Here is an 18122-nt window from a genome sequence, read left to right as displayed (position 1 = left end):
GTTCGTTCTTAAGCGGCGACCTTCGCCGTCTCCATCAGCTTGATGAAGCGGTCGAACAGATACGCGATGTCGTGCGGCCCCGGCGATGCCTCGGGGTGGCCCTGGAAGCAGAACGCCGGCTTGTCGGTCAGCGCGAAGCCTTGCAGCGTGCCGTCGAAGAGCGAAACGTGCGTGACCTTCGCGTTCGCGGGCAGCGTCGATGCATCGACCGCGAAGCCGTGATTCTGCGACGTGATCACCACGCGGCCGTCTTCCATGTCCTTCACCGGATGGTTCGCGCCGTGGTGCCCGGTCTTCATCTTCATGGTCTTCGCGCCGACGGCGAGACCCATGATCTGATGCCCGAGGCAGATGCCGAACGTCGGAATGCCGCGCTCGATGAATTCGCGCGTCGCGCGGATTGCGTAGTCGCACGGTTCCGGATCGCCGGGGCCGTTCGACAGGAAGACGCCGTCCGGATTGAGCGCGAGCGCGTCGGCAGCGCTGGCTTCGGCCGGCAGCACGGTGACGTGGCAGCCGCGCTCGGCCAGCATGCGCAGAATGTTGTACTTGACGCCGTAATCGAACGCGACGACGCGGAATTTCGGCGACTTCTGCTGGCCGTAGCCGCTGCCGAGACGCCATTCGCTCTGCGTCCACTCGTAACGCTCTTTCGTGGACACGACTTTCGCCAGGTCCATGCCGGCAAGGCCGGGGAACGAGCGCGCGAGGCGCAGCGCTTCGGCTTCGTCGTCGCTGCCGGCGAGAATGCAGCCGTTTTGCGCGCCCTTGTCGCGCAGCACGCGCGTGAGCTTGCGCGTGTCGATGCCGGCAATGCCGACGACGCCGTGCGCTTTCAGGTAATCGGAGAGGGTTTGCTCGGAACGGAAGTTCGAGGCGAGCACCGGCAGGTCACGGATGATGAGACCGGCGGCATGGACTTTGGTGGCTTCGACGTCTTCGGCATTCACGCCGACATTGCCGATATGCGGATAGGTCAGCGTGACGATCTGGCGGGCATAGCTCGGATCGGTCAGGATTTCCTGATAGCCGGTGATGGCGGTGTTGAACACCACTTCGCCGATCGTCGAACCGGCGGCGCCGATGGAATGACCACGAAAGACCGTGCCGTCGGCAAGTGCGAGTAATGCTGGGGAGAATGACGGCAACACGGGAAGCTCCTTGGGGAACACCCTGTTACCGACCTGTCTGTCCGAAATTCAGGCTTGGGTCCACGCTTCGAAGCGCGGGTTTCCTTCGCACATGGGCGGCGGCTCACAGGCGGGCGTCGTGCTCGAACCGGCTGACTTGCGCTGCAAGTGCTTGTCGAAGCGAACGATCGGCGGCGTGCGGCGCGCGCTGCCAGGCGCAGCGAACGACGGGGAATGGGAGGTAGGCGCTAGGGTGCGGGTTGATATGCTCAAACCTTCGAATTATAGCGCGAAGTCAACGGTTTGGCCACTTTTCGGGAATATTCTGCTTGCGGCCGAAGACAATAGCTGACCCTTTAAGTTGCCCTTTCCTCGGTCTTCCGGAGCGCGCGGCTCGGCAGCACGTACCAGACGGCGCTCGCAACCTGCAACGCGATCAGCACCGCCCACACCGTCTGATGCGCCGCCGCCGGGAAATGCCCGCTCTCGGCGGGCCAAAGCGAGAGCATCGCGCCGATTCCGACCTGAAATCCGAAGATCAACAGGAAGATCACGAGCGTGAGCGTGGTGTTCGCGCGGCCGATCATGTTCGACGGAAAGTGCTCCGCCATCACCGCGTAGCTGAGAATGCCGGTGCCGCCGAAAATGCCGTAGGCGGCAAGCAGCGTCGCCGGAGGAAGCGGCACGCGCAGCACCATCAGCAATTGCACGACGACATACAGCGCCATCCCCGCGCCGCAGAACGCATAGACCGATACGCCTCGCCGCTCCATCCCGCGCGCCGCCGCGCCGAAGCCGACGCAGCCGAGCATCATCGCGAAACCGAGCACCGAGACGAGCGCCGCGGTGTGCGCGGGCGTGAGGCCCATCACATCGAGCAGATAGGGACGAATCCAGAGCGACTGCATCGCGTAGAAGACGCCCTGCGTGACGACGGAAAACGAGCCGATCTTCCAGAACGCGCCGCTTTTCAGAATGTGCCACGTCCCCTTGAACTGGCTGATGACATCGGCCTGATGGCGGGTATCCGTCGTGCGCGGCGCGAACAGCGCGATCGCCGCGGCGACCACGAGCGTCATCACGCCGAGCGCGACGGACACTTGCCGCCAGCTCGCGACATGCAGCAGCGAGGCAAGCGGCGAACCGACCACGACGCCGCCGAGGCCGCCGACCGCCATCGTGAAGCCGTTGACGAGCGGCAGTCGCGCGACCGGGAAATGCTGCGCCGACGCCTTGAACGCCGCGCTCAGGCACACGGAAACACCGACGCCGATCAACAAACGCCCCACCATCAGCCCGGCCAGGCTGCCCGACGCCCCGAACACCCAGATACCCGCTGCGGCGAACACGAGCATGCCGGCCGTCACGGGACGCGGCCCGAAGTGGTCGAGCATCACGCCGACGGGAATCTGCGCCACGGCAAAGCCGATGAAGTACAGCGACGTCAGCAGACCGAGATCGGCGGCGGACAGGCCGAGATCGTGCGTGATGAGCGGCGCGAAGCCCAGATTGACGCCCCGGAAAACGTACGAGACGAAGTATCCGGCGGCGAACAGCAGAAATACCCGGAGACGAACGGAGGACGGCATGCGTTTGATGTGCTTACTGGATTCTTTTGGGACGCCAGTTTAACTGTGTCGCCAAATGAAAACGCCGTCACCTTGGCGACGGCGTGGAATACGGCGATGACGCGAGCCGCCCGCCGATTACTTTTTCTTGCTCTTGGCGCTGGCCGAATGAGCGGCGACGGGCTTGGTCGCCTTCGCTGGCGCTGATTTGGCCGGCTTGCCGCTGCCGGACGCCGATACGCGCGTCACGGTGTGCGCCGACGCCTTGCCGTGAGCGCTCTTTGCCGTCACGTGCGTGCCGATCTTGCTCACGCCGCCCGACGACCGGCTCGATGCCGACACCGTCTCGACGCGCACCGGACCGGGTTCGGCCGGAACCGGACGCCCGTACGGCACGTGCAGCACGACGACCTGGCCGGGCATGATGACATCGCGATTCGTGCGGTTCCAGGCCTTCACCTGCGCCACCGACACGTTGTAACGATCCGCCAGCATGGTGATGGACTGCTTGCGGCGCACGCGGATGGCCATCTTGCGCGTGTCCGGCACGTCGCGTTCGACGGCGAGAATGGCGTTCGCGGCGACGTCGGCGCTGATGTCTTCGTCGTCGTCATCCGTGCGCGGCACGACGATGGTCGAGCCCGGCTTCAGACGCATGCCCGCCGGAATGCGGTTGACCGACATGAGCGTGTCCGCATCCACACCGATTTTTTCGGCGATGGCGGCAGGACGCGCCCGCTCGGTCACCGTGTACGTGGTCCACGACGACAGCGCGCCCGTGTACGAGCTGAGATTGCGCTGGAACGTGGCGGCGTTGTCGAACGGCAGCAGGATCTGCGGATTCGTCGCGCCGAGAATGACCGGCTTCGCGAACGACGGATTCAGCGAGCGGAATTCCTCGACGCTCATGCCGGCGAGCTTCGCGGCCATGGTGACGTCGATATCGCGCGCGGTCGTCACGGTCACGAAATACGGGTGATTCGGAATGTCAGGCAGCGTGAGGCCGTACTGCTGCGGGTTCATCACGATGTTCTTGACCGCCTGCAGCTTCGGCACGTAGTTGCGCGTCTCGTTGGGCATGCGCAGGCTTTCGTAGTCGGTCGGCAAGCCGGCCGCTTCGTTGCGCGCAATGGCGCGCTGCACGTTGCCCTCGCCCCAGTTGTATGCGGCGAGCGCGAGATGCCAGTCGCCGAACATGTCGTGCAGACGCGAGAGGTAGTCAAGCGCGGCGCTCGTCGACGCGAGCACGTCGCGCCGCTCGTCCTGCCACATGTTCTGCTTGAGGTTGTAGTCGCGGCCCGTGCCCGGCACGAACTGCCACATGCCGGCGGCCTTGGCCACCGAAAGCGCCTGTGGATTGAACGCCGATTCGATGAACGGCAGCAGCGCCAGTTCGGTCGGCATATGGCGCTGCTCGAGTTCCTCGACGATGTGATACAGATATTTTTGCGAACGCGTCGTCATGCGCTCGACGTAGTCCGGACGCTGCGCGTACCAGTTCGCCTGCATGTCGACGAGGTCGCTTTGCAGATCGGGAATCTGGAATCCGCCGCGGATGCGACTCCATAAGTCGGCCGACCCCGCGAGCGAGGTGACGGGCGTCTTGTCGACGTTGATGGTTTCCTTGGCGGCTGCGGTGCGGCGAATCGTGTCGGCGACTTGTTGCTGCGAGGCGGCGGTAGGAGTAGCGGAAGTTGTATTCGAGGCGGGCGCTGTCGGACCCTGGCTGGCACAGGCGGCCAGCATCAGGACGGATAGCGCACTCAGTGTTAGTCGCATGAACGTCTCTGCTTCCAAAAGGTGATGCTTGGAAATTTGGAGCCGATAGTACGGAACCGCACCTAGGACGTCAATAAGAATGCGCGTAAAACCCCTGCAAAATCTTGCATCTAACGCTGTTTCCAATGTATCGGATGAACTTCGCCGCAAAGTTTTCGGCTCAGCGGAACTTGTCTTTCCAGCTTCGCATCACGCGAAAAGCGTCGAGGCGGCTCGACACCGCCTCGCCGGATTGCGCCGAAAGCGTCGCCTGGATCGCCGGCTCGTCCACGCGCAAGAACGGATTCACCGCCTTTTCGTGCGCGATCGTCGTCGGCAGCGTGGGCTTGCCGGCATCGCGCAAGGCCTGCGCTTCGTCGTGCCAGCGGGCGAGCGCGGCGCTGTCCGGCTCGCATGCGCGCGCGAAGCGGATGTTCGACAGCGTGTACTCGTGCGCGCAGTGCACGCGCGTGGCGTCGGGCAGCGCGGCGAGCGCATCGAGCGATGCGAGCATCTGCTTCGGCGTGCCTTCGAAGAGACGGCCGCAGCCGCTCGCGAAAAGCGTATCGCCACAAAAAAGATGCGGCGTGCCGCGCGTGTCGGCCGCCTGGAAATAGGCGATGTGTCCCGCCGTGTGACCCGGCACGTCGATGACCGAGCATTCCAGCGCCGGCCGCGCGATGCTCACCGTGTCGCCGCCCGTTACACGCGTCGTCACATGCTCGATGCGCTCGCCCGCCGGGCCGTACACGGGCACGCCGCCCTCTGCCGTTCGGCTATCGAGCAGGGCTTTCACGCCGCCGACATGGTCGTGATGATGGTGCGTGAGTAAAATAGCGGTCAGCCGCCAGCCGCGTCTGGCGAGGTAAGCCTCGACGGGTGCGGCGTCGCCCGGATCGATGACGACGGCATCGCGCGAGTCCGAGACGATCCAGATGTAGTTGTCTTCGAACGCCGGAACCGGCACGTATTCAAGCGCGGGCTTGGACGAATCTTCAGCAAGTGAATCCATGGCGATCATCTACGCGGCATCCGAACATGTCTGACCGAGCGATTATAGACTGGCCTGCCTGGACGAACTCCGCGCCCGGACGCTACGTGCTCGAATGGGAGCAGGCGCAGCTCGACCGCGTGGTGTCGGACATTTTCGGCTATCACGCGCTCCAGCTCGGCATGCCTCAGCTCGACGCTCTGCGCGAAAACCGCATGACGGGCCGCGCGCTGGTGCTGGATGCCGAAAGCGGCGCGAGCGCGCCCTACACGTTGCCGCTCGCGCCGGGCAAAGGCGTCAGCGCGCTTCCTGTCGCAAGCTCGCCGGAAGGCCGCAGCACGGTCTGGTGCGATCTCCTCGATCTGCCGTTCGAGGCGCAAAGCGTCGATCTGCTCGTGCTGCCGCATACGCTGGAATTTTCGCGCGATCCGCATCGGCTGCTGCGTGAGGCGGAGCGCGTGCTCGTGCCCGAAGGCCAACTGATCATCCTCGGCTTCAATTCGCTGAGTCTCTGGGGCGCGCGGCAATCGCTCGGCAAGGTGGCGGGACGGCCGTTCGTGCCGGCGGCGCACGAGATGATCGCGTTCACGCGCATCAAGGACTGGATCAAGCTGCTCGGATTCGACCTTGAACGCGGACGCTTTGGCTGCTATCGTCCGCCGCTTCTCACCGACAAATGGCTGCAGCGCTATCAGTTCATGGAACCCGCGGGCGACCGCTGGTGGCCCATTTTCGGCGCGGCCTACATGATCACGGCGGTGAAGCGCGTGCGCGGCATGCGCCTCATCGGCCCGCGCAAGCTGAAAAAGCCCGCGCTCGCGCCCGGCCTCGCGCCCGTCGCCGCCCCGCACACTCGCAACGAGCATTGATGACTGAATCCGCATCGACCAAGGTAATCGACATTTACACGGACGGCGCCTGCAAGGGCAATCCCGGCCCCGGCGGCTGGGGCGCGCTGCTCCGTTTCGGCTCGCTGGAAAAGGAACTGTTCGGCGGAGAAGCCGCCACCACCAACAACCGCATGGAGCTGATGGCGGTGATCGCCGCGCTCGAAGCGCTCAAGCGTCCCTGCCACGCCGTGATCCATACCGACTCGCAATACGTGCAGAAAGGCATCAGCGAGTGGATTCACGGCTGGAAGAAAAAGAACTGGATGACGGCCGCGAAAACGCCCGTCAAGAACGCCGATCTCTGGAAGCGGCTCGATGCGCTCGTCGGGCAACATGAGATCGAATGGCGCTGGGTGAAAGGCCACGCGGGACATCCCGAAAACGAACGCGCCGATGCGCTCGCCAATCGCGGCGTGACATCGCTCGCGGACAGCTGAACGTACGCACCGACAAAGACACTTCATGCGCCAACTGATACTGGATACGGAAACCACCGGCCTGAACGCTCGCACGGGCGACAGGATCATTGAAATCGGCTGCGTCGAACTGGTGAATCGCCGGCTGACGGGCAACAACCTGCACCTCTACGTGAACCCCGAGCGCGACAGCGATCCGGGCGCGCTCGCGGTGCACGGCCTCACGACCGAGTTTCTGCGCGACAAGCCGAAGTTCGCCGACATCGCCGCCGAGTTGCGCGACTTCATCACCGGCGCGGAGCTGATCATTCACAACGCGCCGTTCGATATCGGCTTTCTCGACATGGAGTTCGCACTGCTCGGACTGCCGAAGGTGACCGAAATGTGCGCGGGCGTGATCGATTCGCTCGCGCACGCGAAGCAGATGTTCCCCGGCAAGCGCAATTCGCTGGATGCGCTGTGCGACCGCTTCGGCATCAGCAACGCGCATCGCACGCTGCACGGCGCGCTGCTCGATTCGGAACTGCTCGCCGAGGTCTATCTCGCGATGACGCGCGGCCAGGAAAGCCTCGTCATCGACATGCTGGGCGACGCGCAACTGGAAGGCACGAGCGCCGCGCCGCGCATCTCGCTCGACGATCTCGATCTGCCGGTGATCGCCGCCACCGCCGAGGAACTCGCCTCCCACGAAGCCGTGCTCAACGATCTCGACAAGGCGGTCAAGGGCACGAGCGTGTGGCGCGTCGAAGCGCCTGCCATCGAGCACGACGCGGTTGCCGCATAATTTTGTGATTTTTCTTTAAGAAGGACTTTACGAACAGCGATCGTCCTGACATAATCTCAATCTCTTCGGGTGGTTAGCTCAGCGGTAGAGCACTGCCTTCACACGGCAGGGGTCACTGGTTCGATCCCAGTACTACCCACCAGAATTCTGGTGCTGGTAACGCCAAGACACCGAAGACCAAAAGGCCCAAGTCTCACGACTTGGGCCTTTTTCATTTGTCTCGCCGGCTTACGTGTTCGGACGTTGCGAATCTCACGTCGCCCACACGCCGCGCGCCATCCCGCTCGCCGCGATCACCATCACGATCACGAGCGTCGCTTGCAGATCGCTCATCCACGCGAAGCGCCGCGCCCGCGTAAGATCGATCGCTCCGCCCTGCACAAGCGCGATGCGCCAGCGAATCAGCGCGAGCATCGGCGATACTTCGATCAGCAGGATCACCACGAGCGCCGTCATCTTCAAGTGGAAGAGCGGCTCGTGCAGATAGTACGCGCCGGCCTTCTCGAAGCCGCCGAACGCGCGCATCACGCCGGTCACGATCAGCACGATGGCCGTCACGCCCCACACCGAATCCGAACGGAACACGTCGCGCAGACGCGTTTCATTGGCTTGCACGGACTGCGTGGCATCGAGCCGCCGCAGCGCGCGGGCGCGCGCGAGCACGGAACCGAGCGCGAAGCCGAAACCAACCAGATGGAGCGCGGCAAGCAACCAGCGTATCAGCATCCTTTCCTCCCACGATCGACAAGAAAGACCTGCTCTTTGCAACGCCTCAGACCTGATGCAAGGTCGTGTCGAGCGCACGCGCCGCATTGCGATCGCCTTCTGTTGCGAGCGGCGCGCGGAACACCGTCTTGCGGTTGTGCCCGGCGGCGGCGGGCGAATCCCATAGCAATTCGACTTTCGGACGACGCGCGAGCCAGCTTCGCCGCGCGACGCCACTCGATTGCACCGACGGCGTGGGCGGATGCGTCGATGGCGTCAGCATCGGCGCGGGCGATGGGCCGGGTTCCCGCGGCATCGGCCATTTCACCGAAAGCTCGCGTGCGTCGTACTGGCCGAGCTTGCGGCTTTCCGCCCAGACCATCGCGGTGCGGGTCACGGGATCGAGTGAAATGGCGTATCGGCCGATGGCGAAGCGCCGCGCGGCGATGTTCGTGCGCCACAGCGCGCGCGGCCGGCAAATCCACATGACGACCGCATAGAGCGCCGGACCGACGGCGACCCAGCCGTTGCTTTCGGCGAGCGCATGCACGAAGCGCCGCCAGCCGGCGGCCCAGACGAACGCGCCGACCGAAAATACCGCGAATCCGAACGCGAGCAGCGCGATGAACCGCAGCGCTTGCCGAAGCCACTGCGGCAGCGGATGCAGCGGCCGCTCCATGCGCGCCTTGGCGCCCGGCAGCACGATCAGCAGAAAAATGAGGACAAGATTGAGGCACGCCCACGGCGACGAAGTCATCGCGCGCAGCGAGGACAGATAGCCCATCTGGGACATCGAGAACGCCCATCGCGCCAGGAGTACCACGCCGATGGCCCGCAGCGCGAAAACGGTGCCTGCGCCCGGTGCCGGGGCCGCGGTGGTTTGCTTGGGTCTCGCCAAAACGTCCGCTCCTGTCGACCGGGATCGGCGCTCGAGCGCCCTACCCGGTCCCATGCAATGAGTTGCTGTCGATACATCATGCACGCCGCCACGCGGCGATGCGCTTCGCGCGCCGCGAAGCCCGGTCATTATAGGGAGATTGCGCGTCTCGTCAGAGGTTTCGCGTGCGGTAAGCGGTCCGGCGCTCCAAATCTCAATCTTACTGTTTCAATACGACAACGCCCCGCGAACCTTCCGGCGCGCGGGGCGTGTTCATGCCGCATCGCTGCGGCACGGTCGAAGCAGGAACGCTCAGGCGTTGGCTTCGCGCAGAACCGTGCGGCGCTTCTGGCGCAGCAGTTCTTCGTAGTTCTGCACGTAACGCGAAGCCATGACCTTCGACGAGAAGCGCGTTTCGAACGCTTCGCGAACCTTCGCCCGCGACAGGGTATCGAGGCGCTTGACCGCAGCGATCGCCGACAGTTCGTCTTCGACGACGAAGCCCGACACGCCGTTTTCGATCACTTCCGGCACCGAGCCGCGATTGAACGCGATCACCGGCGTGCCGCAAGCCATCGCCTCGATCATCACGAGGCCGAAGGGCTCCGGCCAGTCGATCGGGAACAAGAGCGCGTGCGCGTTGCCGAGGAATTCGGTCTTCTCGCTTTCGCTGATCTCGCCGATGTACTCGACGTGCGGCAGCGCGAAGAGCGGCTTGATCTCTTCTTCGTAATAAGCGCGATCGGCCTTGTCGAGCTTCGCGGCGATCTTGATCTTCATGCCCGCGGCCTGCGCGATGCGGATCGCCCGGTCAACGCGCTTCTCCGGCGAAATGCGGCCAAGGAACGCGAGATAGCCCGGCTGCACGTTCGGGATCGGCGTCAGCAGATTTTCCGGCAGGCCGTGGTAGACCGTCGACAGCCAGTTCGCCTGCGGCAGCGGCTGGCGCTGGTTATCCGAGATCGACACGACCGGCACGTCGTTGAACGTGCTGAAGATCGGCTGCAGTTCGGGCAGATCGAGACGGCCGTGCATCGTCGTCAGGAACGGCACCGGCTGGCGTGCGAACAGCGAGAACGGGTAATAGTCGATATGGAAATGCAGCACGTCGAATTCGTCGGCGCGGCGGCGGACTTCTTCGAGCAGCAGCATGTGCGGGGCCATGGTGTCGCGGATCGTCGGATCCAGGCGCAACGCCTGCGGCCAGAAGGCTTCGAGCTTCGCGGACGTTTGCGAATCACCGCTCGCGAAGAGCGTGACGTCGTGTCCGGCCTCGACGAGCGCCTCGGTCAGATAAGACACCACGCGTTCCGTGCCGCCATACAGCTTCGGCGGAACAGCCTCGTGGAGGGGCGCGATTTGAGCGATTCGCATTGTCGTGAAACTCCTAATGAAAGGTCAGGCAAGGTACTGCTGTCATGTTGACGTCGAAAGCGAATCGCTCGGCTCGGGCGAAAGCTGCCGCCGCGTACTCGCCGCGGCGCAGGCGCTTGGTGCTCGAGTGAAAAAGCGGGGTCGCCGATCACTTGGTTGGCGCGATTCGGACTAAAGCAAGTCCGAGACCATATCTCAAAAAACGCCACGCATGGAATTAACGCGCTTGCGTCCGGCAGGTTGACGGCTTCCTACAGAAACCTGTCAAAAAACCTAGGTGAAAACCCGGGGCGGATTATGGCGCTTTTTACAGCGGCTACAGGCGGTCATTTCAACTTATTTACCTTGTTACACCGGGGAAACACTTTGCAAACCCATGTTTATTAAGGTTGTTCTACATTGGACCTGTGCCGCGGCGATGCACGGGAATGTCCTCGCGTTCGCAAATCGCGGAGTCTTCTCATTGCGATGCTGGCGCGGCGCATGCTTTCGTCCCTGCTGTCGCGAAGGCGCCACGGGTGCGCAGCGGCGAGCGTCGCTGGCAACGCTTCATCGCAAAAAAGCGCACGTTGTGCTTACAATGCGCGCCCAAGCCCGAAGCCACTTGGGGCAGCTCGCGCGACTCATGCAGCAGCGGCGCGAGGCAGCGTCGAGGTGGCTGACTGGAAGAACGCCTGCCCGATGTTCGGCCGGCAACATGTTCCGCGCATCATTTGCCTGAATGACGTTCGTCCGTCGTGTTACTGGCTACAATTCAGCCAGTGGAGGCGGCGCTGCGTCGCCCGGTTTGACGTGAATCGCGCCGCAGCGGGCGCGCGTATCGGACAGGACGTGCAATCTGAACGGCATCGCCCGAAGGCGCAACATACGCTCAACCGCTTTACGACCAAAAAAGACCATTGGACCAACTCACCGTCTCCCAGCGTAACGCGCACAACGCGAAGCTCGCGAGCTATGCGAATCGCCCGCTCGCGTTCCTCCTGCGCTACATCCGCCGGCACCCGGTCGCTCATGCCGTCGTGCTCTTCAGCGTGTTCGCCGCGGTCGGTTGCGCGCTGGCCTCGCAGTACGCAATCAAGCACCTGATCGACGTGCTCGGCCAGGGGCGCGGCCATCCCGGTCCGCTCTGGGGCGCGTTCATGATCCTGGTCGGCCTGATCGCCGCCGACAACCTGCTCTGGCGGGTCGGCGGCTGGGTCGGCGCGCACGTCTTCGTGATCGTCACCGGCGACTTGCGCAAGGATCTCTTCTCGTATCTGTCCGGCCACTCGCCGACGTACTTCTCGGAGAAGCAGCCGGGCATGCTCGCGAGCCGGATCACGGCGACATCGAACGCGATCTATACGTCCGAGAACGTGATGGCGTGGAACGTCCTGCCGCCGTGCATCGCGGTGCTGGGCGCGATCGTGATGATCGTCGCGGTGAATCCGCTGATGGCCGCCGGCCTCATGTGCTGCTCGCTCGTGCTCGCGTTCATCCTGTACCGGCTCGCGAAGCGCGGCTCGGCGCGGCATCACAGCTTCGCTTCGAAGGCGGCATCGGTGGATGGCGAACTCGTCGACGTGATCGGCAACATGTCGCTCGTGCGCGCGTTCGGCATGACCTTCCGCGAGCAGAAGCGCTTCGGCTCGACCGTGAAGGCCGAAATGGTCGCGCGTCAGCAAAGCCTGCTGTATCTGGAGAAGCTGCGCCTGTTCCATGCGGTCGTGACCGCGATCCTGTCCGCCGGGCTGCTCGGCTGGGCGCTGTGGCTATGGTCCAAAGGCCAGGCGACGTCCGGCGACATCGTGCTCGTCAGCTCGCTCGGCTTCACGATCCTGCACGGAACGCGGGATCTCGCCGTCGCGCTCGTCGATGTCACGCAGCACGTCGCGCGTCTCGCGGAAGCCGTGCAGACGTTGCTCGAGCCGCACGGCATGCCGGATCGCTCGGACGCGACGGAACTCGTGCCGCAAGGCGGACGCGTCGATTTCGAAGGCGTCACGTTTGCGTATCCGCGCCGCCGCCCGATTCTCGACAACTTCCATCTGCATATCGAGCCGGGCCAGCGCGTCGGGCTGATCGGCAAGTCGGGCGCGGGCAAGTCGACCGTGCTCGCGCTGCTGCAGCGTTTCTACGAGACGCAGAAGGGCAGCATCAAGATCGACGGCCAGGATATCGGCGCGATCACGCAGGACAGCCTGCGCCACGCGATCGCGCTCGTGCCGCAGGACATTTCGCTGTTCCATCGCACGGTGTTCGAGAACATCGCGTATGGGCGTCCGGACGCGAGCCGCGAGGAAGTGCTCGCCGCTGCCCGCGAGGCGCGCTGCACGGACTTCATCGAAGCGATGCCGGAAGGTTTCGATACGATCGTCGGCGATCGCGGCGTGAAGCTGTCGGGCGGACAGCGGCAACGCATCGCGATTGCGCGCGCCATTCTGAAGAACGCGCCGATCCTGCTGCTCGACGAAGCGACGTCCGCGCTCGATTCCGCATCGGAAGAAGCGATTCAGCAGGCGCTCGACCGGCTGATGGTCGGCCGCACGGTGATTGCGATCGCGCACCGGCTCTCGACGCTGCAGAACTTCGACCGGATCATCGTGATGAGCGCGGGCAAGGTCATCGACGACGGCTCGCCGCAAGAACTGCGCGAGCGTCCGGGGCTGTATCGCGAGTTGCTGGCGAAGCAGCACGGCAAACTGCCGTCGATCGTCGCGACGCCGCACAAGCAGCCGGCCTGAGCATCGAGACAAAAAAGCCGCGCTCTCCGAAAGGAAGCGCGGCTTTTTTGCGTTCAGCGAGTCTTCAGATCACTCAGAAAATTGTCGCGCCACACGGACACGTTGTTGTCGCGCAGCAGCGCATACATTTCCCGATGCCGCGCGCGGCGTTCATCGAGCGGCATCGCGAGCGCGGTGGCGAGCGCTTCGGCCATGCCGTCTATATCGAGCGGATTCACGATCAGCGCCGCCGTCAGCTCACGCGCCGCGCCCGCGAATTGCGAGAGCACGAGCACGCCGGGATCGTCCGGATCCTGCGCGGACACGTACTCCTTCGCGACGAGATTCATGCCGTCGCGCAGCGGCGTGACGAAGCCGACATGCGCCTCGCGAAAAAGCGCGGCAAGCACGGGCCGCTCGTACTGCCGATGGATATAGCGGATCGGTGTCCAGTCCAGTTCGGCGTATCGCCCGTTGATGCGCCCGGACTCTGCTTCCAGTTGTAGCCGGATGTCGCGGTAGGCGTCGACGTCCGAGCGCGTCGGCGGCGCGATCTGCAGGAACGACACGTTGTTGCGCTGGTGCGGATCGTGCTCCATCAGGCGCTCGAACGCACGGAAGCGCTCGACGAGCCCCTTCGAATAATCGAGCCGGTCTACGCTCATCACGAGCTTGCGTTCGTGCAGCGTCGCCTTGACCGTCTGCACGTCGCGGCCGCTTTCGCCGTCCTTCGCGAGCGCGCGGACTTCGTCCGGATACACGCCGATCGGATACGCCGCCGCCTTCAGCGTCTTGCCGAACGCGCGGACTTCGACCGGCTTCTCCGCGTGCCGCGTGAGCGCGCCGCCCGCTTCGGTTTCGATGTAATCGCAGAACGCGCGCAGATCCGGCTCCGTCTGGAAGCCGAGCAGATCGAACGCGCACAGCGCCTCGACGAGTTCGCGATGACGCGGCACGCTCAGCAAAATCTGCGACGCCGGGAACGGAATGTGCAGAAAGAAGCCGATGCGATTCTTCACGCCCAGCTCGCGCAACGCCTGTGCGAACGGAATCAGGTGGTAATCGTGAACCCAGATGACGTCGTCCGGCCTGAGCAGCGGCGCGAGCTGCGCGGTGAGCCATCGGTTCACGCGGCAATAGCCGTCGTATTCGTCGCGATCGAATTCGATCAGATCCGGGCGATAGTGAAACGCGGGCCAGAGCGTCGCGTTCGAAAAGCCGCGGTAGTACTGGTCGTAATCGCGGCGCGCGAGCCCGATGGTCGCGAACGTCACCGGCCCCTGCTCTTCCAGGCTGATCGCTTCGGGCGGCGCGGCGAGCACGTCGCCGCTCCAGCCGAACCACACGCCGCCGGTTTCCTTGAGCGCGTCGTACACGCCGACCGCGAGTCCGCCTGCCGCGGGGCCGCCTTCCGAGATCGGCGCGACCCGGTTCGATACGATGATGAGCCGGCTCACGCGTGCTTCCCCGCCGTGCCCGCGATCACCTGCAGCCAGTCGAGCAGCAGTTCCACCGATTCGATACGCGCCCGCGCGACGGTGTCGCCGGGGCCGACCTTGATCGATAGGCCATCGAATTCGTTGACGACCGCGAAGCCTTTTTCATCGGTCAGATCGTCGCCGATGAACACCGGCTTGCGGCCCGTGAACGGCGGCTCGGCCATGAAGGCACGCAGCGCGCGGCCCTTGTCGACGTCCTTCGGCTTGATTTCGTAGACCATCTTGCCCGGCTGAAGCACGTAGGCGTCGGCGTATTCCTTCACCAGACGCTCGGTGGCCGCGCGCGCGGTCGGCTCGCGTTCGGGCGCGTTGCGATAGTGCAGCGCGAGCGCCGCGCCCTTGATTTCGAGCAACATGCCGGGATTCGCGCCGACGACGGCTTCGAGCACGTGCTCCATGCGCAGAAGCCGCTCGTCGTGGAAACCGATGCGCTGGACATCGCCGTTGGCGTCGCGCCGCTCCGCGCCGTGCATGCCGGCGACGGGCAGATCAGGCATCTGCAGGAATCCGTCGATGGCGTCGATGGCGCGCCCCGACAGCACCGCGACCGCGCTGTTCGTCGCGCGCCGCAGCGATGCGAGGATGTCGGGCACCGAACGCGGCACGAAAATGCCGTCGGGCGTGGAGGCGAGCTCGACGAGCGTGCCGTCGAAATCGAAGAAAAACGCGGTCTCGGCAAGAGACAGGGAATCGGGAAGAATTTGCATCGATCGTGGGCCTGTGGTTTGCCTTGAATGGGCGCGAGCCGGCGCTCAGGCGCGCATGTTACGTGCGAAACCTTTCGGTTTCCATGTCGTCGCGCTTACGAACGAAATCGGCGGGCTTTCGGCGAGCCTGAAGTATGCGGCAAATCGTCTCAAAAATAGGCCGCAAGCTAGATGATGCGCCACCTGCGACCCTGAAGGCGTGTATTTTGCGATAGATGCTTCAGCCTTCAAACCCCCGCAGCACGCCGCTTTCGCTCATCTCGATGCACGCTTCGTTCCCAGCTTCACCGCTTTCGCCCGCTCGGCGCTCCGCACGCTGGCGCGGATTCGTCGCGCTATTGGCGCTTTGCACGCTTGCCGCCTGCTCGCGTCCTGCCGAGCCGTGGCATCTCACCGACGTTTCCGGGCATCTGCCGGATCTGGACTTCTCTCTCACCGACGATACCGGCGCGCACGTCACCGGCCAGTCTTTCGCGGGCCGCGCGACGCTCGTGTATTTCGGCTACACGCATTGCCCCGATGTCTGTCCGGAAACGATGGCGCGCCTCATGCAGGTCCTTCAGCAGCTCGGGCCGGATGCGGACAAGGCGCGCATCATGTTCGTCTCCGTCGATCCCGCGCGCGACACGCCCGCGCTTCTGCACGCCTACGTCCGCGCCTTCGACGACAAGCACGCCGTCGGCCTCACGGGCAACGATCGCGCGATCGAAGCGGTGGCGCAGCGGTATCGCATCGCGTATCAGATGGAGAAGCGCGATCCGAGCGGCGCGTATGAAGTCACGCACAGCTCGGCGGTCTATATCTTCGATCGCGACGGCCACGCGCGCCTGCTCGCCACCGACCGCGATTCGATCGACGCGATCGCCGCCGACTTGCGCCGCGTGATCCGCTCGAAGGACGCCTGACCATGACGACGCTCCTCTACTGGCTCGATCCGTGGGAGCCGTCGCCGACGGTCGTCATCGCGGTGCTGATCGCCGCCGTGCTGTTCGCGCGCGGCGCGCGGCATGCGCGGGTGTCGCTATCGCGCCGGATCGCGTTCTGGCTGGGGCTGGGCGCGCTCTACGTCGCGCTGCATACGCGGCTCGATTACTTCTTCGAGCACGAGTTCTTCATGCATCGGCTGCAGCATCTGGTGCTGCATCACCTCGGGCCTTTTCTGATCGCGCTGTCGTATCCCGGCGCGGCGCTGCGCGCGGGCGTGCCGTTCGAATGGCGACGCCGCTGGCTGCGTCCCGCCGCGCAAACGCGGGTGGCGCGCGTGGCGGCGGATATCGTGTTCAATCCGGTGGTCGCGGTGGTGCTGTTCGTCGGGCTGATCTATTTCTGGCTGCTCTCGCCCATCCATTTCAAGGCGATGCTCGACTATCGCCTCTACCGCGTGATGAACTGGAGCATGGTGATCGACGGCCTGCTCTTCTGGTGGCTCGTGCTCGATCCGCGCCCCGCGCCGCCCGCTCGGCTCGCGCCCGGACGACGCATTCTCGTGGTCATCGCCGCGATTCCGCCGCAGATCATTCTCGGTGCGTTCATCTTTTTTTCGTCGCACGAGCTTTATCCGATCTATTCGATCTGCGGCCGCGCCTTCACCTGGATCACGCCGATGCGCGACCAGCAGGTAGGCGGTCTCCTGCTCTGGATTCCCGGCTCGATGATGAGCGTGATCGGCGCGCTGATCGCGCTGCGGCACTGGCTGCGGCTATCGGCGCGGGCGCGGCTGCGTCAGGAATCGAAACCGGGACGGCGCATCCAGACGTGCGGAATGCCGTCCTCGTCATGCACGCCCGACGAAGCGACGAAACCGAACGCCCCGTAAAAGCGCTGCAGATGCGCCTGCGCGTGCAGGCTGACCGGCTCATCGGGCCATTGCTTGAGGATTTCGTGGAGCGCGCGTTCGAGCATCGCGTTGCCGAGCTTCATGCCCCGAAAGCCGGCGGTCGTCAGCACGCGGCCGATGCGCACGTCCTTCTCGTTCGCGTCCGGAAAGCCCGGCAGCAACACGCGCAGATAACCCGCGAGCGTCGGACGCTTCTCCCCTTCCCCGTACGCCAGCAGATGCCACGCGTCGACATCGAGCCCGTCGACATCCCCATACACGCAATTCTGCTCGACGACGAACACGGCGCTGCGGGCGGCGAGCATGTCGTAGACCTCGGCGGTCGTCAGGTCGTCGAAGCGCTTCCAGCGCCATTCAAGGTCGGAGAGTTGGGTGGTCATGATGTAGGTATCGTGGGCCTTTCGGCGTGCCGCAATTATGCCGCGCGGCAGCCGGAGCAAAACGGCGCGGAAAAAGAAAAAGCCCTGACGAGTCAGGGCTTTTTAAGTGGAGGCGCGAACCGGAGTCGAACCGGTCTAAACGGCTTTGCAGGCCGCTGCATAACCGCTTTGCTATCGCGCCACGAGCGGTGTGGTGTGCCGACCGGCCTCAAGCCAGCCAGATACCAACAAAGACTGCCAAACAAAAAGGGAAGCGCTGCTTCCCCTTTGACTGGAGCGGGAGACGAGTCTCGAACTCGCGACCTCAACCTTGGCAAGGTTGCGCTCTACCAACTGAGCTACTCCCGCGTATCCTGCACTGCTACTGCTTTCCGATGCCGCTTCGCCGACCGAACCGATTAGCGCTGCTCACACCGAACTTCCAAATCTGGAGCGGGAGACGAGTCTCGAACTCGCGACCTCAACCTTGGCAAGGTTGCGCTCTACCAACTGAGCTACTCCCGC

16 protein-coding genes and 4 tRNA genes are annotated in these 18122 nt (G+C 64.3%); 7 read left to right on the top strand and 13 right to left on the bottom strand.

The window, feature by feature from the left end:
• Positions 1-8: 8 nt before the first annotated feature.
• The 4 genes from carA to gloB all read right to left on the bottom strand — a co-directional run bounded on the left by carA (position 9) and on the right by gloB (position 5477).
• The gene (gene carA, locus AWB72_RS21520) at positions 9-1151 is read right to left on the bottom strand and encodes a glutamine-hydrolyzing carbamoyl-phosphate synthase small subunit (RefSeq protein ID WP_087128714.1); all 1143 of its coding nucleotides are present in this window, start codon (positions 1149-1151) and stop codon (positions 9-11) included.
• 335 nt (positions 1152-1486) lie between these two features.
• Positions 1487-2719, bottom strand: coding sequence for an MFS transporter (locus AWB72_RS21510; protein WP_087128683.1), 1233 nt, complete (start codon positions 2717-2719; stop codon positions 1487-1489).
• 117 nt (positions 2720-2836) lie between these two features.
• Positions 2837-4477, bottom strand: a complete 1641-nt coding sequence (locus AWB72_RS21505) for a transglycosylase SLT domain-containing protein (protein WP_040051612.1) — start codon at positions 4475-4477, stop codon at positions 2837-2839.
• Between the two features lie 160 nt (positions 4478-4637).
• Positions 4638-5477, bottom strand: coding sequence for a hydroxyacylglutathione hydrolase (gene gloB / locus AWB72_RS21500; protein WP_052449979.1), 840 nt, complete (start codon positions 5475-5477; stop codon positions 4638-4640).
• Between the two features lie 17 nt (positions 5478-5494).
• On the opposite strand from gloB, the gene AWB72_RS21495 reads away from it, so the two are divergent.
• From AWB72_RS21495 to AWB72_RS21480, 4 genes are all read left to right on the top strand, one after another.
• Positions 5495-6316, top strand: coding sequence for a class I SAM-dependent methyltransferase (locus tag AWB72_RS21495; RefSeq protein ID WP_040051430.1), 822 nt, complete (start codon positions 5495-5497; stop codon positions 6314-6316).
• The gene (gene rnhA / locus AWB72_RS21490; RefSeq protein ID WP_040051429.1) at positions 6316-6774 is read left to right on the top strand and encodes a ribonuclease HI; all 459 of its coding nucleotides are present in this window, start codon (positions 6316-6318) and stop codon (positions 6772-6774) included. The genes AWB72_RS21495 and rnhA overlap by 1 nt, the downstream gene beginning before the upstream one ends.
• Before the next feature lie 25 nt (positions 6775-6799).
• Positions 6800-7537 (top strand): DNA polymerase III subunit epsilon, encoded by a 738-nt coding sequence (dnaQ, locus tag AWB72_RS21485; protein ID WP_087128679.1) that lies wholly within the window; start codon positions 6800-6802, stop codon positions 7535-7537.
• A 67-nt stretch (positions 7538-7604) separates the two neighbouring features.
• Positions 7605-7679 (top strand) — tRNA-Val (locus AWB72_RS21480).
• A 110-nt stretch (positions 7680-7789) separates the two neighbouring features.
• Here AWB72_RS21480 and AWB72_RS21475 read toward each other — a convergent pair.
• From AWB72_RS21475 to AWB72_RS21465, 3 genes are all read right to left on the bottom strand, one after another.
• The gene (locus tag AWB72_RS21475) at positions 7790-8263 is read right to left on the bottom strand and encodes a DUF2214 family protein (protein ID WP_208863164.1); all 474 of its coding nucleotides are present in this window, start codon (positions 8261-8263) and stop codon (positions 7790-7792) included.
• 46 nt (positions 8264-8309) lie between these two features.
• Positions 8310-9140, bottom strand: a complete 831-nt coding sequence (locus tag AWB72_RS21470; protein WP_087128678.1) for a hypothetical protein — start codon at positions 9138-9140, stop codon at positions 8310-8312.
• A gap of 291 nt (positions 9141-9431) precedes the next feature.
• A complete protein-coding gene (locus AWB72_RS21465) occupies positions 9432-10493 on the bottom strand; it encodes a glycosyltransferase family 4 protein (RefSeq protein ID WP_087128676.1) in 1062 nt (353 codons plus the stop codon).
• Positions 10494-11392: 899 nt separating this feature from the next.
• On the opposite strand from AWB72_RS21465, the gene AWB72_RS21460 reads away from it, so the two are divergent.
• Positions 11393-13216, top strand: coding sequence for an ABC transporter ATP-binding protein (locus tag AWB72_RS21460; protein WP_087128674.1), 1824 nt, complete (start codon positions 11393-11395; stop codon positions 13214-13216).
• Positions 13217-13269: 53 nt separating this feature from the next.
• Here AWB72_RS21460 and otsA read toward each other — a convergent pair whose 3' ends face one another.
• Together otsA and otsB are read right to left on the bottom strand one after the other, a co-directional pair.
• Positions 13270-14652 carry an alpha,alpha-trehalose-phosphate synthase (UDP-forming) gene (gene otsA / locus AWB72_RS21455; RefSeq protein ID WP_040051423.1) on the bottom strand — a complete coding sequence of 461 codons (1383 nt, stop codon included), beginning with the start codon at positions 14650-14652 and terminating at the stop codon, positions 13270-13272.
• Positions 14649-15401 (bottom strand): trehalose-phosphatase, encoded by a 753-nt coding sequence (gene otsB / locus AWB72_RS21450; RefSeq protein WP_040051422.1) that lies wholly within the window; start codon positions 15399-15401, stop codon positions 14649-14651. The genes otsA and otsB overlap by 4 nt, the downstream gene beginning before the upstream one ends.
• Positions 15402-15664: 263 nt before the next feature.
• Here otsB and AWB72_RS21445 point away from each other — a divergent pair, with 263 nt between their 5' ends.
• Both AWB72_RS21445 and AWB72_RS21440 read left to right on the top strand, forming a co-directional pair.
• Entirely contained in the window at positions 15665-16306 is a 642-nt protein-coding gene (locus tag AWB72_RS21445) for an SCO family protein (RefSeq protein WP_040051421.1), read from the top strand.
• 2 nt (positions 16307-16308) lie between these two features.
• Positions 16309-17217: a cytochrome c oxidase assembly protein gene (locus tag AWB72_RS21440; RefSeq protein WP_087128672.1), complete on the top strand. Its 909-nt coding sequence runs from the start codon at positions 16309-16311 to the stop codon at positions 17215-17217.
• Here AWB72_RS21440 and AWB72_RS21435 read toward each other — a convergent pair.
• The 4 genes from AWB72_RS21435 to AWB72_RS21420 all read right to left on the bottom strand — a co-directional run bounded on the left by AWB72_RS21435 (position 17124) and on the right by AWB72_RS21420 (position 18122).
• Positions 17124-17618 carry a GNAT family N-acetyltransferase gene (locus AWB72_RS21435; protein ID WP_040051420.1) on the bottom strand — a complete coding sequence of 165 codons (495 nt, stop codon included), beginning with the start codon at positions 17616-17618 and terminating at the stop codon, positions 17124-17126. The genes AWB72_RS21440 and AWB72_RS21435 overlap by 94 nt on opposite strands.
• Positions 17619-17725: 107 nt before the next feature.
• A tRNA-Cys gene (locus AWB72_RS21430) sits at positions 17726-17799 on the bottom strand.
• A gap of 91 nt (positions 17800-17890) precedes the next feature.
• Positions 17891-17966: transfer RNA gene (locus AWB72_RS21425), tRNA-Gly, on the bottom strand.
• 80 nt (positions 17967-18046) lie between these two features.
• A tRNA-Gly gene (locus AWB72_RS21420) sits at positions 18047-18122 on the bottom strand.

The organism is Caballeronia concitans (assembly GCF_001544615.1).
Taxonomy (GTDB): Bacteria; Pseudomonadota; Gammaproteobacteria; order Burkholderiales; family Burkholderiaceae; genus Caballeronia; species Caballeronia concitans.
Note: the sequence above shows the minus strand (reverse complement) of the source record. Positions and strands in the feature narration are given on the sequence as shown.